Here is a 16,329-nt window from a genome sequence, read left to right on the forward strand (position 1 = left end):
ATTAAATTCTATTTTTGTAAATAAAAATAATTATGAAAAATATCAAAATATTAGAAAATTTAATTGAAATAAAATCAATTGATGAGAAAAAAAAATCGATTGATTCTAACCGACCATTTTCTAATGAGTTGGAAAATAAAATTTTTCAGAAATTAAAATTAGATTGGAATTACAATTCAAATGCAATCGAAGGAAATCAGTTGAGTTATGGTGAAACAATCGCTTTTTTAAACTTTGGTTTGACGGCTAAAGGAAAACCTTTCAAAGATCATTTAGATATTAAAGGTCATAATGAAGCGATTGGTTTCATGTTGCAATTAATTAAAGAAAATCGTCCGCTTTCGGAAAGTGATATTAAGGATTTGCATAAAATAATTTTAGTTGAACCTTATTTTTCAAAAACTATTTCGCCACAAGGAATTGAATTCGAAAAAGAAATAAAAATTGGACAATATAAAACCTCACCAAACCATGTAAAAACAGTTTCCGGTGATATTCATTATTATACCAATCCTGAAGAGGTTGCTTTTGAAATGAACAATCTTTTGGAATGGTACAGGAATGCCGAGGAAGAAAATCTACATCCAATTGTTATTTCTGCAATTTTTCACCACAAGTTTACTTCGATTCATCCATTTGATGATGGAAACGGACGTTTAGCAAGAATTCTAAGCAATTTTATTTTGCTTAAACATCAATATCCAGTTATTGTAATTAAAAATAAACACAAAATTCAATATTATTCTGCATTGAATATTGCTGATAATGGAATCTACGAAGATTTAGTAAAACTATTTGCCGAAAATATTGGATTTAGTCTTGATATCATGCAGAAAGCAATTAATGGAGAAAATATTAATGAAGCAGATGATTTGGATAAGGAGATTGAATTGTTTGTCAAAGAAATGGAAATTCATAACACTAATATTGTTGATGTAATAAAAGATAAAGATTTTTTGATTGATACTTACATAAAGGGACTTTTTGACTATTTGTCACCTAAATTAAGCAAGTTTGAAAGTCTTTTCCAAGAATCATACTTATTTTTTTCTGAAACTAAATTTCTGATAAATGATTATAAATCTTTGATTGATAGAATTAAAGAGGATAATGAGTTATTGTTAAATGATGATTTTACAATATCAATTGTTTTTGATGATCATGTTAACTATGAATTTAATGTAGACTTAGATATAACAATAACTATTAAAAAGAAGACGTTAAAATATTTTGTAAAAGAAGAGCATTCTTCTTATGATGAAGCAATGTTGGAATCTTATCTCTACAGAAATACAGTCTTTTCAAAAATATATTCTTACGATTCTGAAAAAGAATCAATTTATAATGAAGTTACAAAAGGAGTTGTTAACTATCTTATAGATTTCATAAAAAATAAAACTAAACAAGGTTAATGAAAATCACAGACCATATAAAAAACGCCAACGGCAAAACCTTATTTTCTTTAGAGGTTGTTCCGCCTCAAAAAGGAATCGGGATTGAAGATTTATATACCAACATCGATCCTTTAATGGAATTTAAACCACCATTCATTGATGTGACGACTTCCAGGGAAGAATATATTTACATCGACAAAGGAAATGGTTTAATGGAGCGTCGTATTACAAGAATGCGTCCCGGAACTTTGGGGATTTGTGCGGCGATTCAGCATAAGTATGGAGTTGATACCGTTCCGCATCTGCTTTGCGGAGGTTTTACAAAAGAAGAAACAGAATATCTTTTGGTAGACTGTATGTATCTCGGAATCGACAATATTATGGCACTTCGCGGCGATGCGATGAAAGGGCATCAGTATTTTGAGGCAACTCCTGGCGGTCATGCAAGCGCAATGGATTTGGTTAATCAGATCAACAACTTGGGAAGAGGAAAATATTTGCATGATGAGCAAATTTGTGATGATCACAATAAATTCTGCATCGGAGTTGCCGGTTATCCTGAAAAGCACATGGAAGCTCCGTCAATGAATTATGACCTGAAATGGCTGAAACAAAAAGTAGATGCAGGCGCAGATTATATCGTAACTCAAATGTTTTTTGATAATAAAAAGTATATCGAATTTGTAACCAAAGCAAGAGAAATGGGAATTACAGTTCCTATTATTCCGGGAATTAAACCGATTGCAACAAAAAAACATTTGAAACTGTTGCCGCAGGTTTTCAAAATAGATTTGCCTGAAGACTTAATCAATGCTGTAGAAAGTGCAAAAAATAATGAAGCCGTAAAACAAATCGGTGTAGAATGGGCAATCAGTCAGTGCAAAGAACTGCTTGATTTTGGCGTTCCTGTACTGCATTTTTACTCGATGGGTAAAAGTGATAATATTAAAAAAGTGGCTGGAGAGCTGTTTTAAATAGTTAGTAAAAGTGATTAAATAAGGCTTCAGATATTTAAGAAGCCTTATTTAATATATTCAATTTGATATTGAATTAACCTTTCAAAAACACTTTTTGTTGTCGGTTTTGAAGAATTGGTATTAAAAATGAACATTCCGCTGTCGATGTTGAAAAAATATTTCGTTGTATCATCGCTAACAGAAAACCATTTCAACAAGCCGTTTACAAGATTCACATCTTCCCATTTTATTGAAGAATCATCTAAGTTAAATATATGCGGATGTTGATTTAAAGTGTCTCTGAAAACAATTTTTCTGTCTTCAACATAGATAATTTCGCTTCCCTGAAATGCCTTCAGTTTGAAAAATTCGTTTTGAGTATTTCCCACATTATAACGTACAAAAGCATGAAATTCGGGAGTGCCAATTTCCTCCAAAAGAATTTTCTGTTTCTTTTTTCTGCTTTGTGCCGCTAGATAGGCAATCAGAAAAATAATTGCTGGAATAGATAGTATAAAAAAGAGAAAAACAATAAAGAAAAGTGCTAATGAATTCATGATTATTTTTTTTAAAATTTAGACTGTGGGATGTCTTTCAAATTCTTTCTCCCTATCAAATAAATATCTGTAAGTCGCTAGTTTTCTCGTCATCTCGGTCTCCAGATGCTTTGCAAGACCAAGCATTTTTGGGTTGAAATCACCAATCCACTGCATTTCAAAATCTAAAAATTCTGTAGCTTTTCTGAAATGATTAGCCGCTTCTACGATGAGGTAACCTTCTACACCTTTGTTTTGCCAATCTGGGAGGACTCCAAAAATTAAACCAACAAACTTAGTATTCTTTTTCACTTTCTTGTAATACAAAAATTTAATCTTATCCCAAAGCCCGAATTTTCCATTAAGATATTTAAACCATTGATTCAAATCTGGAATATTGATCCACATTGCGATAGGCTTTTCATTTTCATAAGCGAACCAGGCTATATGCTCGTTCATTACAGGTTTCATCGTGTTGAACATCTTTTTTATTTCCGCCAAATTCATCTGTTTTCCACCACCGTGGCTCTCCCAGGATTTATTGTAGATGGTATAAAAATCTTCAGCAAACTTTTCAAGATGGGCTTTGGTAACGGGTTTTGCAGAAAAATTTTCATTTTTGGAATGTTTAGCATGCATGATGTTGAAAATCCTTGAGGTCGGAGCGTGAGCCTTTCTACTGAAGCAAAGTTGGTTATAGTAAATCTGGAAACCGTAATTCTCAAAAAGTTCTTGATAATAAGGAAAATTGTAATTCATTCCATACAAAGGCTGAGAGAAGCCCTCAATAAGAACACCCCAAAATTTATCTCTTTCGCCGAAGTTTATTGAGCCGTCCATCGCTTCCATGCCATGTTTCAAAAGCCAGTTTTTGCAATGGTCAAATATGAAATTGGCAGTCTTCTGATCATTAATGCAGTCGAAGAAACCAATTCCTCCGGTCGGTTGTTTTTCTAGGTATTTTTTGTTTACAAAAACGGCAACTTTTCCCACCGTTTTTCCTTCCTTATTTTTGAACAGAAAACGAGCGCTTGCACCATTTTCAAAGGATTTATTTGTATTGCGGTCAAAAACCCCTTCAATATCTTTATCCAAAGGTCGGATATACGCTGTATCATCTTTGTAAAGTCTGGCAGGAAACTCTAAAAACTCTCTTTTTTGTGCGTTATTCTCTACTTCTTCAATGGTGATCATAATTATTTCAGACTAATGATGTGAAAGGTAATTCAAATTTGAGCTAAATTAAAATATAGAATTATTTTTATCCGTATTTTTGTTGCAAAATAAATAAAAATGGTTGATTTTACCGATAACGATGATGATATTTTCACAGGAAAAGAGCATACGCCGATCCGTGAAGATGCTTTTGAGAAATCGCCACAGGAAAAAATTGAAAAAATAACCGAGCTATTCGGGGAAATTATGGAAACTTTAGGTCTTGACATGACTGATGATTCATTAAAAGATTCTCCAAAACGTGTTGCTAAAATGTATGTTAATGAAATTTTTGGCGGGCTTCTTCCGGAAAATAAGCCAGGAATTTCTACATTTTCAAACAAATACAAATACCGACAGATGTTGGTAGAAAAAGATATTACAGTATATTCGTTCTGTGAACATCATTTTTTGCCGATTATAGGAAGAGCGCATGTAGCTTATATCTCAAACGGAGAGGTGATTGGCCTTTCAAAAATTAACAGAATCGTCGATTATTATGCAAAAAGACCGCAAGTTCAGGAGAGATTGACGATGCAGGTGGTAGACGCGTTAAAAGAAGCTTTAGGTACCAAAGATGTTGCCTGCATTATTGATGCAAAACATCTTTGTGTGAATTGCAGAGGAATAAAAGACACTGCAAGCTCAACAATTACTGCCGAATTAAGCGGAATTTTCAGAACCAATCCTATTACAAGACAAGAATTTCTGCATTATGTAGGAAGTCATGCTAAACTGGATTAAATAAAAATTTACGAATGATAAAATTTAGAAAAGCCTCAAGTAGAATTTTTATGGTAACAATCGTCTGTTGTAAATGATTTTTCTTTGAATTAATTTAAAATCAATCATCAATTATCTTTAATAAATCATGCTAAAAATATACAATTCGCTTTCAGGCGAAAAAGAAATATTCACTCCAATCCATGAAAATAATGTCGGGATGTACGTCTGTGGACCAACAGTTTACAGCAATGTGCATTTAGGAAATGTTCGTACATTTCTTTCTTTCGATTTTATCTACAGAAGCTTAATGCATTTGGGATATAAAGTGAGATACGTGAGAAATATCACCGATGCGGGACACCTTACAGATGATGGAGACGTTAACAACGACCGTTTCGTTAAGCAAACACGTCTGGAGAAACTGGAACCCATGGAAATCGTGCAGAAATACACAGTCGATTTTCATAAAGTTCTGGAAATGTTTAATTTGCTTCCTCCGAATATTGAACCTACGGCAACGGGACATATCGTTGAACAGATAGAATTGACGCAGAAATTAATCGAAAAAGGTTTTGCTTACGAAAGCAACGGTTCGGTTTATTTTGATGTTTTAGAATACAACAAAAGAGGTTTGAACTACGGCGAACTATCAAAACGTAATATTGAAGAACTTTTTGCGAATACGAGAGATCTTGACGGACAAGGCGAAAAGAAAAATCCGCAGGATTTTGCTCTGTGGAAAAAAGCTTCCCCCGCACACATTATGCGTTGGAATTCTCCCTGGGGAGAAGGTTTCCCGGGATGGCATCTTGAATGTACCGCAATGAGTACAAAATATTTGGGAGATAAATTTGATATTCACGGAGGTGGGATGGATCTGAAATTCCCTCACCACGAATGTGAGATTGCCCAAGGAAAAGCTTGCAATGACGTTGAGCCGGTTAATTACTGGATGCATGCAAATATGTTGACGATGAATTCTCAGCGTATGAGTAAATCGACAGGAAACTATATTTTACCTAAACAATTGGTTTCCGGAGAAAATGATTTCTTCGAAAAACCTTTTCATCCTACAATCGTCCGTTTCTGCTTTTTACAGGCGCATTACAGAAGTGTTTTAGATATTTCCAATGATGCGATGATTGCAAGCGAAAAAGGTTTTATCAGATTAATGGAAGCGTTGAAAGTTCTGAATTCTATTACTCCGGATGATCAGAAAGAATCAGGATTTAATCTCAAAGAATGGAAAACCAAAGCATATGAGGCTTTGACAGATGATTTCAACTCCCCGGTTTTGATTGCCCATTTATTTGAAGTTGTGAAATTTATTTTTGCTTTAAAAGATGAAAAAGAAACAGTATCGACGGAAGATCTCGAAGATTTAAAGTCAACTTTAAATGCTTTGATCTTTGATGTTTTAGGACTTCAGGCTGTTGAAGAGAATAATAATGAAAAATTAGACCAAACATTGCAGGTTCTGATTGAATTGAGAAATCAAGCCAGAAAATCTAAAAACTTCGAACTTTCAGACCAAATTAGAGATAAGCTTTTAGCTGAAGGAATTGAATTGAAAGACGGAAGAGACGGAACTTCTTATGTTTTAAATTAGAATTTTTATAAATATATCTCTCGCAGATTTTACAGATTTCGCAGATTTTTAAATACAATCATCTGCTCAATCCGCAAAATCTGCGAGATTTTTTTTTGAACTTAATTGAGATTTAAATTTCACCAATAAATTATCAAAGCAAATCAAAAAATGTTTAACTTAGTAAGACTAAAACAATTACAAATAAAATTTTTTTGAATATGAAAAAACATTTATTCCCTGTTATTCTATTATTACTTGGAAATACAATCAATGCGCAGCAGGATTTTTTTGCGCTTGCAGGTAAAGATTCTCCAAGAATTGAGTTTAGCGATTTTCGTGCGATGAACGCAGACGGAACTTCCGGACAAAGTTTTTTTGGCGTCTCTTCTGAAGCGAAAGTAATTTCGCAATCGAGAAAAACCGCTGTTGCCGAAGACAAAACTTCTTATAATCATGCGCAAGCGATGACTTTGGCAGCTTTGGCGTATGACGCTTCGGGAGACAATTTGGTTTATATGCCAATGTTTTCCTCAAATATTTACGTTTTAAATCAAAAAACAAAGGAGATTACTCTCGTCGAAAATACAGTTGCGAGAGTAACATCATGTGATATTAACTCTCATATCACGAGAATGGCGACTGGTTATGATGGAAATATTTATGCGATTAATAATTCCGGTACGCAATTTCTTCAGATCACTAAAAAGAATGGTCAGTTTTCTGTAAATGATCTCGGCATTATAAAAGATGATGTAGCAAACGGTAACAATTCTTTTACAGCAATTGCAAGCGGATTCGGAGGAGATATGATTGCTGATGCTGATAATAATTTCTATGTTTTCTCAACTTCCGGCAACGTTTTTAAAGTTTCAACTAAAGAATTGAAAGCTAAATTTGTCGGAAAAATCTCAGGGCTTCCTGAAAATTATTCCGTGAACGGTGCTGCTGTAAACTCTAAAGGTAAAGTGGTAATCGCGAGTGCAAAAGGAGATTCAATGTACGAATTGAGCCTTGATAATTTAGAAGCTAAACAGCTTTCAGGAGAAACTAATCTTCATATTTATGATTTGGCGAGTAAATATTTTGCCAATGAGAGAAAATCTTCTGCTAATGTTTTTGCCGATGTTGATGTTTATCCCACAAAGGTTGATGAAGGTTTTGTTTATTTGAAAATCGATGATAAAACGGTTAAAGGCAATCTATTACTTAATGCCTACGATGTTTCCGGAAAAATTCTGATGACTCAAAGATTTGCGGTAAAAGATGGTCAATTAAATCAACAGGTTTATTTGAAAAATTTAGTAGCAGGTTCGTATATTGTGAATATCACGGATGAATCTGGTAAAGCTTTATTAAATAAAAAAATTCTCGTAACAGAATAATTTCATTTTTAACTGATTAATTGAACCTTTTTTCACTTGTGAGAAAAGGTTTTTTAATAAATATTTGATACTGCAACCGTTTGTTTTTCAATTTTAAAACCTTATTTTTATCAAAAAATATATAGATGAAATTGTATTTTAATGTTGCCTATCATACAAAACCGGGTGAAAATTTGCAGTTGATAATTGATGAAAAGGAAGGTGTTTCAAAGATTCATACAATGTTTTATACTGAAGATGGATATTGGAAATGTGAAATTGATTATTTTTCCAAATCAATTTCGTACAGATATCAGCTCGTAGATGACAAAAATTCTGTTTTGAGAGAAGAGTTTGTTTCTCATAATCTTAATTTTCCACACAATTACAAAGAGTTTTTAATTTTTGATGAGTGGAACAATGAAAATTTCCCTGAAAATTATCTAAATAATAAAGTTCTTTATAATAAACTCACCCATTTTGTTCCTCAAAAGCTGAGCGTTCTAAAAAAGCATACTCATTTGTTTAGAATTGAAGCTCCGGTTTACAATCCTGATTGGGAAATTGTGATCATCGGAAATGTTGTATCACTTGGGAATTGGGATCATGAAAAAGCAATTCATTTATCTCAGACAGATTTTGGAGTTTGGGAAGCTTCTGTTGAGATTGCTGAAAATCAATTGATTCAATACAAATATGCGATCTTTGATAAAACGCAGAGGAAAATAATTGATATCGAAACCGGAGAAAATAGATTTACAATTCCCAATATTCAAAAAGATGTTCTACAGATTTCTGCTGATCATTACTTCAGATTTAGGTCTTACCAAATGTACCACGCTGCAGGAGTTGCAGTTCCTGTTTTCTCTTTACGAAGCGAAAATGGTTTTGGTGTAGGTGAGTTTTCTGATCTTAAAAAACTTGCAGATTGGGCAAAGGAAACTTCTTTAGGAATTATTCAGATATTGCCTATTAATGATACGACAGCTAATTATTCATGGACAGATTCTTACCCATACGCGGCAGTTTCTGTATACGCTCTTCATCCTCAATATATATCCTTAGAAAATTTAGATTTCAATTTACCGAAAGAATTAGTTGAATATCATGAAGCTTTAAAATCGGAATTAAATTCACTGGATCTGATCGACTATGAGAAGATGATTTCAGGCAAATGGAAATTTTTGAAAGCTGTCTTTAATACTGAAAAAGAGAAGATTTATAAAGATAGAAATTTCAAGAAATTCATTAAAGATAACGAATCCTGGCTACTTCCTTACTCTGCGTTTTGTGTGCTAAGAGATAAATATAAGACTCCCAATTTTAATGACTGGAAGACACATAAAAAATATATTGCCGGGAAAATTTCTCCTTTTTTCTCAACAAAAAGTAAAGATTATGATGCTTCTATGCTTCATGCATGGGTTCAGTTTCAGCTTCATAAACAACTGAAAGATTCGGTAGACTATATTCATAGTTTAGGAGTTTCGTTAAAAGGAGATTTGCCGATTGGAATTTACAGACATTCTGTAGAAGCATGGACGGAGCCGGAATTATTCGGGATGGATTTTCAGGCAGGAGCTCCACCGGATCAGTTTACAGAATTAGGACAAAACTGGGAATTCCCTACCTACAATTGGGAAGCGATGAAAGCTGATGACTATCAATGGTGGAAAAACAGATTCAAAGCATTAGAGCAATATTTTGATGCGATGAGAATAGATCATATCTTAGGGTTTTTTAGGATCTGGAGAATGCCTATTTCTGCTACACAAGGGATTTTGGGGTATTTCTATCCGGCAGTGCCGATTGTTTTGGAAGAATTTAAGGCAAGACATATTCCGTTTGATTACGACAGATATTGCAAGCCGTTTATTAACGACCAGATTCTTTGGAATTATTTTAATGAAGAAAGCAGTAAGGCATTAGATTTCATTAACAATAATCACAATGGTACATATAGCTTTAAAGAAGAATTTGAGACGCAAAGGAAACTTGCGGATTATTTTAAAAAGAATCCTACAGGAAACGCAAGAGTGGAAGAGCAATTAATCGCTCTTTGCGCAAACGTTTTATTCTTACCGGAAGAAAAAGATGGGCAGACGGTCTATCATCCAAGATTCAATGCGTTCAAGACGGAATCTTACAAATATCTTTCTGATTGGGAAAAGAAGGCAATCTACGAATTATACCATGATTATTTCTTTAAAAGGCAAGATTATCTGTGGCGTGAAAAAGCAATGGAAAAATTACCTGTCATACTGAACGCTACAAAAATGTTGATTTGTGGTGAAGACTTAGGAATGGTTCCAGATTGTGTTCCCGAGGTGATGAATGAATTGGCAATCATAGCTTTAAAGGTTCAGAGAATGCCATCGGAGCAGATTCTTTTTTACAACCCGAAGGATGCAGGTTATATGAATGTTGTTACGGCTTCGTCCCACGATAGTTCTACTTTAAGACAATGGTGGAAGGAAGATCCGCAACTTACGCAGCAGTATTTTAATCAACAACTGATGCAATACGGAAAAGTATCAGATCATATGGAACCTTATTTGGCAGAAATTATCATGAAACAGCATTTATACAATGACGCGATGTTGGCAGTTTTCCCTCTTCAGGAATTTCTGGCTACGGAGGAAAGTCTTAGCAATCCGCTGATTGATAATGAAAGGATTAATAATCCTGCAGTATTTCCGCACTATTGGCGATACAGAATGCATTTAAATGTTGATAATTTAAAGGAAAATACATTGTTTAATCAAAAAATTTCAAGTTGGGTCAAAGACAGCGGTCGATCTTAATGAAAATAATTGCATTGATTATCAGTTAATTAAAAATATTATGAAAGAAGTTTTACCGAAGGGTTTAACTTCTTTTTTTTCTTTACATCAAAAAGATAAGAATGAGAGTTCTGATCAATTAACCAATTAATGCTTATAGAAATGAAAAAAATACTTTTGGGATTTGCTTTGACTTTGTCGACTTTGTCGTTTGCTCAGCAATATCCGAACAACGGTTACGGTAACGACGGATACAATGATGGTTACTACAGTGATGATGATGACCGCGAATATTTTCCGGATGATTACTACTACAACTATCCTCAGGATTATTATCCTCAAGATTATTATCAAAGTCAATATGGCGATTATAGAAACAGTATCGTCAACATCAACTGGAATGTATTTTTTCAGCAAAATAGACTAAACCGTTGGCAAATTGATCAGATTTTGTATCTGAATAATCTGTACTCAAGTTTTTCTAACTGGAATAATTTTTACAGATACAACCCAGACAGATGGTACTATGACAGGTTTTATGCAATGGAAAGAATTTTGGGACCAAGAGTTTTTGTTGTTTTCCAGAATAATTATTATCACAGACAAAGTCCGATTGTATATTTCCAAAATTACAGAAGAACTTATTACTCGCCAAGATTTAGGGTAACGCCTCGTTATAGAAATGTAAATATCAACATTTACAGAGTCGACAGAAACAGTATCAGAAGAAATGATAATCCTACGCTAAATGTGGTGAGAAATTCAGGATTCAGAAACAACAATAACGGAAATTCTTCCGGAGGTTTCAGAAATGAAAACAATGCAGTAAGAGGAGGAAGCAACGGAAACAGCGGAGGATTTAGAAATGATAACGGAGTACGAAGTAACAATGGTAACAATGGAGTAAGAGGAAATGGAAATTCTGGTGGTTTCAGAAATAATGAAAACAGAAAGTCTGATACTGGTGGCATAAGAGCAGCCACACCTCGATCAGAGAATAGTGGCACAAGAGGAAACGGTGGTTTTAGATCTCAACAGAGAAATGAAAGCCCAAGTCCGAGAATTCAAAACAGTACGCCGAGACAGCAGAATAACAGAAATGAGGGAAGAAGTTCTGGTGGTTTTAGAAATGGTTTAGTAAGCAATTAGATAGTTATTTTCATATATTATATTTGAGTGGTGTGGAGATCAGGTTTTATTACCTGGTCTCTTTTTATTTTTTTAAATATTTAAATATATGATAAAAAAAATTAACAATAATTATGAATTTTACATTTAACTTTCTCCAAAATTCTATATCAAATAGATATAACAAACCAATTAATTAATTTAAATCAAATGAAAAAATTAGTATTATCAATAGCGCTTATCGGAATGGGAAGTTTTGTAATGGCTCAACAGGTTCCTCAGGATAAAAAGGTGAACAGAGAAGAAATGAAGCAGAAGATGCAGCAAAAAGAGCAGGAAAGAATGGCTGAAATGCAGAAAGAACTAAATCTAAACCAAAGTCAGATTGCGCAGATTAAAGATCTTCATGAAAAAAGAAAATCTGAAATGAAGAACAGCTTTGAAAAAAATAAAGAGCAAAGACAGGCGAAAATGGAGGAGATGAAAGCAAAAAGACAGCAGATGGATAATGATATGAAAAAGATTCTTTCGCCGGATCAATATGACAAATGGCAAGCCGGAAAAAAAGCAAAAATGGAGCAGCGAAGAGCAATGATGAAAGAACGAGGAATGAAAGGTGATCACAAAATGAGACATGGCCTGAAACCTGCTCCTCAACCGCAAATAAACTGATAGTTTATAGTTTTGATTTTTTAATGTTATTAGGGCAGAAGCAATTCTGCCCTTTTTATATTAAATCTAAATTTTCACAAAACTTTTTGATTAGCCTTTTAATATGTATTTTTGAATATAAATTTTTATTATGGTAAGTGAAAAAATTGCACAGTCAATCAACGAACAAATAGCGCACGAGCAATATGCTGCTCAATATTATCTTTCTATGTCTGCATGGTTTTTTGCAAAAGATCTCGACGGTATTGCCAATTACTTCAGAGTTCAGAGCAAAGAAGAATTAATGCATGCAGATAAAATGTTTGACTACCTGAACGATGTAGGAGGTGAAATTATCATTGGGGAAATACCGAAACCACCGCATATTTTTGAAAATGCAGTCGATATATTTGAAAAAGCTCTGGAGCATGAAAAGAAAGTAACGAGAAGCATTTTCAATATTGTAAAAAATGCTAATGATGAAGGCGATTTTGCTACAACTTCATTTCTGCAATGGTTCATCAATGAGCAGGTAGAAGAAGAGGCGAGTGCATCACAATATGTAACAAAAATAAGAATGGTTTGTGATAATCCTTCCGCATTATATCTTTTTGACCAGGAACTTGCAACCAGAGTTTTCGTGCCGGATACAAAAGCTTAATTAGTTCTAAGACGAAAAATTTACGGCGGCACCAAAGGTGCCGCCGTAAATTTTTATTTATTTAACTATTTCTGTAAATAAATCAACTGCGTTTTCAAAACCTTCATTCCCAGTCTTTCAAGAACATTCTTATAAGTTGCAATCTGTTTTTCGTTCTTTTCAGATTCTTGTCCGGTTTTAAAATCTACAATAATATATCCTTCATCGCTTTTCAAAATACGATCTGGTCTGTAGATTTTGCTTATGCCACGCTCAGAAATCATAATGTCTTTTTCATTGATTACTTCCCATTTTTCATCAAAAAATTCAGAATGTTTGGTGATGATTTCTTTTAAGTCATTATGAATTTCCTCTTTTTCAGCTAAAGTGATTTGTCCTTCCAAAGTGTAAGTTTCAAGAACTTTCAGAATATCTTTTTCTGTATTTATTTTAGATAACAATTCGTGGACGAAAATTCCGGTTCGTACTTTTTTATTTCTTTCCTGATATGTTTTTGAAGGCGTCGCAATTTTTATCGAGGTGATTTTTTCGTGCTTGTTATTTAGATTTTCAATTTCCTTCGTTTTGTAAGATGAGCTTTTATGCTGGCTGTGTTTTTTCAGCATTTCAGGATGCGTTTCATAAAGATCAAATTCATCAAGCTCCTGAAAGTTTTTAGATTGAATAAACTCCAGAATTTCCAGATTATTCGAAGTCTTATTGGCTTTTTGAAGATAAAAGAAAAGCTGTTCTACAGGTCGTGTTGTGGCAACATATTGCAGACAAAGTCGGTCTACAAAATTTTTGTAGGAATTTATTTTATTAAACTTTTCAATTTCGGGATCGTAGGCTTCAAGACTTTTATTAAACTGATTAATGTTCACAGATTTCAAAGCTTCATCACTGTCAGTATCAAACCAATTATTAAACTGGCTGTCAGAATTTTTGTTTTCCAGCGGAATAAAAACGATAGGAAACTCCAGACCTTTTGCTTTATGAATCGTCATAATCTGAATGGCGTCGATATTTTCTGATGCTTGAATCGTGTGTTTTGAGGCTTCCTCATCCCAATATTTCAGAAATTCTTTCGTGCTTGCTCCGGCATTTTGGGTAAAGTTAAAAAGCATTTCAAGAAAGTTGAGAAGGAAGTCGGTTTCTTTATTTTCTACTGCAAATTCGTTGATGTAATATTCCACGAAATTGTAAAGATTAAACTTCGGAAAATTATCCTGTTTAAGTTTTAAAGTATATTTATTCTGAATAAATTCTATAATTTCCTCATGCGTTTCGATCGTAAGAATTTCTTTGATCTCTAAACTGAAATCGGTCATCGTAATTCTGCCCAAACGATTTAGGTAAAACATCAGCATGATGAGGTGTGGCTTGTTTTTAGGATTGGTTTCCCATCTCAAAAACTGAATAACCGCCTGTAAAGTATTTGATAATTCTAAGGTGAGGCCTTTATCAGAAATCGTTTTGATATTGGTTGATTCATCGTTATAAGTGACTTTCAGATTACCGAGTTTTTGAGAATAACTGAAAATGTCAAAATTTCCGCGACACAAAATCGTAATGTCGGAAAATCTAAATCCGTTATCCAGACATTCCTGAATGTCTTTTTGCATCTTTTCGGAAACATCATTGTAAAAATCTTCTTTCGTCTGGTTTTCAATTAAATTAACTTTTACCCGACCATCAATTTTAGATTTTGAATTTTGTTCTGCATCAGTTCCGAAAATATTTTTATGCTCTTCTTCAAGATAAGTCGAATGAAATTGATAAAGCTCATTATTGAACTGAACAATATTTTTTGCACTTCGCCAATTGTCTTTTAAAATCAGTAATTCAGCTTCTTTGGGTGAAATTTCTTTTTTATTGATAATATCGAGCATCAGTTTGCTTTCACCACCACGAAAACGGTAAATACTCTGTTTCGGGTCACCTACCAACGTAAAAGAGGTATTGTCGGTTGAAACACTATGATCTCTCAACGGAACAAAATTTTGCCATTGCAGTTCTGAAGTATCCTGAAATTCATCGAAGAAATAATGCTGGAACTGCGAACCTACTTTTTCATAAATAAAAGCAGAAGGTTCATTTTTTAGATTTTCGTTGATCAGAATATTAAATTTTGAAAGTAAAACCAGATCGTTTTCTTCCTCAATTTTTTTCAGCTCATCCTGAATGTCTTTATTTACTTTTAACGGAAGCAAAGCAGAAAGAATTTTCTCTTTTTTCTGAGTTTCTATAAATAAAAGAATCAGTTGCATTCTGTTCTGTAAAAGAGTATCGAGAATTTCAAAAATCTCACTCTCTTTATGTTTAGATTTTGTAGCCGCTCCTTTTTGAATATTATTTAATGCACTTTCTTCGTTTGTTGGAAACGGGAAACCCGGCCTTTTTTTATTGTAGAAATCTAAAATCTTGGTAAAAAATCCTCCAATTCCATTTTTACCCTGCGAGAAATCTTCAATATCAATATTTCTAGATTTAAAAAGTTCGATCGATTGTGTTGCAATTTCTAAAGAACGCTTTTTCTGTGAAACGATTTCTTTACGAAGTGTGTTTTTGATATCTTCATATTTGATGTCGTCAAAACTTTTGTTATTTTTAAGATGCTCATAATGAATATCTTTCACAAATTCTTTTGCAGAATCATATAGGTTTTTATTCAGGTTAATTCTCTCATTATTATCAAGGCTGTAATCCACATAATCCATAAAAGAATTCGAAATGCTGTCGTTTTCTCCGATCTGATCGAGCATTTTATCAACAGCTTCTATTAAAAATGGTTCTGCATCAATTTCAAGATTAAAATTTTTGGCCAAACCCAGTTCGTATGAAAAACTACGCACAAGTCTTGAATTAAACCGGTCAATTGTCCCAATATTTAAAGTTGAATAATTATGAAGAACGTAATCTAATAATTTTTTTGATCTGAAATGAAGTTCATCAATTGTAATTTTTAAGCCTTCATTTTCAAAAGCGATCTGAATATTTTTCAGATCAGCATTTTCAGCATAATTTTCAGCGGTAAAATTTCCCAGCCACGAAAGAATTCTTTCTTTCATCTCATTTGCTGCCTTGTTTGTAAAGGTTAAAGCCAGAATATTCCTGATCGAATGTTGTTGATAAGGATATCGTAAGCAGATCATCAGAAGTCTCTGAACGAGTGCATATGTTTTTCCCGAGCCGGCTGAAGCATTGATAACGGTATAAGAATTCTGCATGAAAAGAATGAATTGAGACTGCAATTTAATTAAAATTTAAATGGAATTTTAACAATTGATGACACGTTTTTAACAGTTTAAAAAAGAAAATTTCAAAAAATATTATTAAAAGCGTTAA

At 33.4% G+C, this 16,329-nt stretch carries 12 protein-coding genes; 9 read left to right on the forward strand and 3 right to left on the reverse strand.

What is annotated here, in order from left to right; genetic code table 11:
• Positions 1 to 32 precede the first annotated feature (32 nt).
• Both PGH12_RS14650 and metF read left to right on the forward strand, forming a co-directional pair.
• On the forward strand, positions 33 to 1,412 hold the full coding sequence (locus PGH12_RS14650) for a Fic family protein (protein ID WP_267599806.1): 1,380 nt from the start codon (positions 33 to 35) through the stop codon (positions 1,410 to 1,412).
• Entirely contained in the window at positions 1,412 to 2,368 is a 957-nt protein-coding gene (gene metF / locus PGH12_RS14655) for a methylenetetrahydrofolate reductase [NAD(P)H] (RefSeq protein WP_267599807.1), read from the forward strand. Before PGH12_RS14650 ends, metF begins: the two co-directional genes overlap by 1 nt.
• 47 nt (positions 2,369 to 2,415) lie before the next feature.
• Here metF and PGH12_RS14660 read toward each other — a convergent pair whose 3' ends face one another.
• A complete protein-coding gene (locus PGH12_RS14660; RefSeq protein WP_267599808.1) occupies positions 2,416 to 2,907 on the reverse strand; it encodes a hypothetical protein in 492 nt (163 codons plus the stop codon).
• 18 nt (positions 2,908 to 2,925) lie between these two features.
• Complete coding sequence (locus tag PGH12_RS14665) at positions 2,926 to 4,080, reverse strand: hypothetical protein (RefSeq protein ID WP_267599809.1); 1,155 nt, start codon at positions 4,078 to 4,080, stop codon at positions 2,926 to 2,928.
• Between the two features lie 99 nt (positions 4,081 to 4,179).
• Here PGH12_RS14665 and folE point away from each other — a divergent pair, with 99 nt between their 5' ends.
• From folE to PGH12_RS14700, 7 genes are all read left to right on the forward strand, one after another.
• A complete protein-coding gene (folE, locus tag PGH12_RS14670; protein ID WP_267599810.1) occupies positions 4,180 to 4,845 on the forward strand; it encodes a GTP cyclohydrolase I FolE in 666 nt (221 codons plus the stop codon).
• Between the two features lie 127 nt (positions 4,846 to 4,972).
• Positions 4,973 to 6,436 (forward strand): cysteine--tRNA ligase, encoded by a 1,464-nt coding sequence (gene cysS / locus PGH12_RS14675; protein WP_267599811.1) that lies wholly within the window; start codon positions 4,973 to 4,975, stop codon positions 6,434 to 6,436.
• 200 nt (positions 6,437 to 6,636) lie between these two features.
• Positions 6,637 to 7,800: a T9SS type A sorting domain-containing protein gene (locus tag PGH12_RS14680; protein WP_267599812.1), complete on the forward strand. Its 1,164-nt coding sequence runs from the start codon at positions 6,637 to 6,639 to the stop codon at positions 7,798 to 7,800.
• A 125-nt stretch (positions 7,801 to 7,925) separates the two neighbouring features.
• Positions 7,926 to 10,583: a 4-alpha-glucanotransferase gene (locus PGH12_RS14685; protein ID WP_267599813.1), complete on the forward strand. Its 2,658-nt coding sequence runs from the start codon at positions 7,926 to 7,928 to the stop codon at positions 10,581 to 10,583.
• Positions 10,584 to 10,724: 141 nt separating this feature from the next.
• Positions 10,725 to 11,711 carry a hypothetical protein gene (locus tag PGH12_RS14690; RefSeq protein WP_267599814.1) on the forward strand — a complete coding sequence of 329 codons (987 nt, stop codon included), beginning with the start codon at positions 10,725 to 10,727 and terminating at the stop codon, positions 11,709 to 11,711.
• A 189-nt stretch (positions 11,712 to 11,900) separates the two neighbouring features.
• A complete protein-coding gene (locus PGH12_RS14695; protein WP_267599815.1) occupies positions 11,901 to 12,362 on the forward strand; it encodes a DUF4890 domain-containing protein in 462 nt (153 codons plus the stop codon).
• 130 nt (positions 12,363 to 12,492) lie between these two features.
• Positions 12,493 to 13,002, forward strand: a complete 510-nt coding sequence (locus PGH12_RS14700) for a ferritin (RefSeq protein ID WP_267599816.1) — start codon at positions 12,493 to 12,495, stop codon at positions 13,000 to 13,002.
• A gap of 65 nt (positions 13,003 to 13,067) precedes the next feature.
• Here PGH12_RS14700 and PGH12_RS14705 read toward each other — a convergent pair whose 3' ends face one another.
• Positions 13,068 to 16,211 carry a UvrD-helicase domain-containing protein gene (locus tag PGH12_RS14705; RefSeq protein WP_267599817.1) on the reverse strand — a complete coding sequence of 1,048 codons (3,144 nt, stop codon included), beginning with the start codon at positions 16,209 to 16,211 and terminating at the stop codon, positions 13,068 to 13,070.
• Between the last annotated feature and the right edge of the window lie 118 nt (positions 16,212 to 16,329).

The sequence above is a fragment of the Chryseobacterium sp. CY350 genome (assembly GCF_027945075.1).
GTDB lineage: Bacteria > Bacteroidota > Bacteroidia > Flavobacteriales > Weeksellaceae > Chryseobacterium.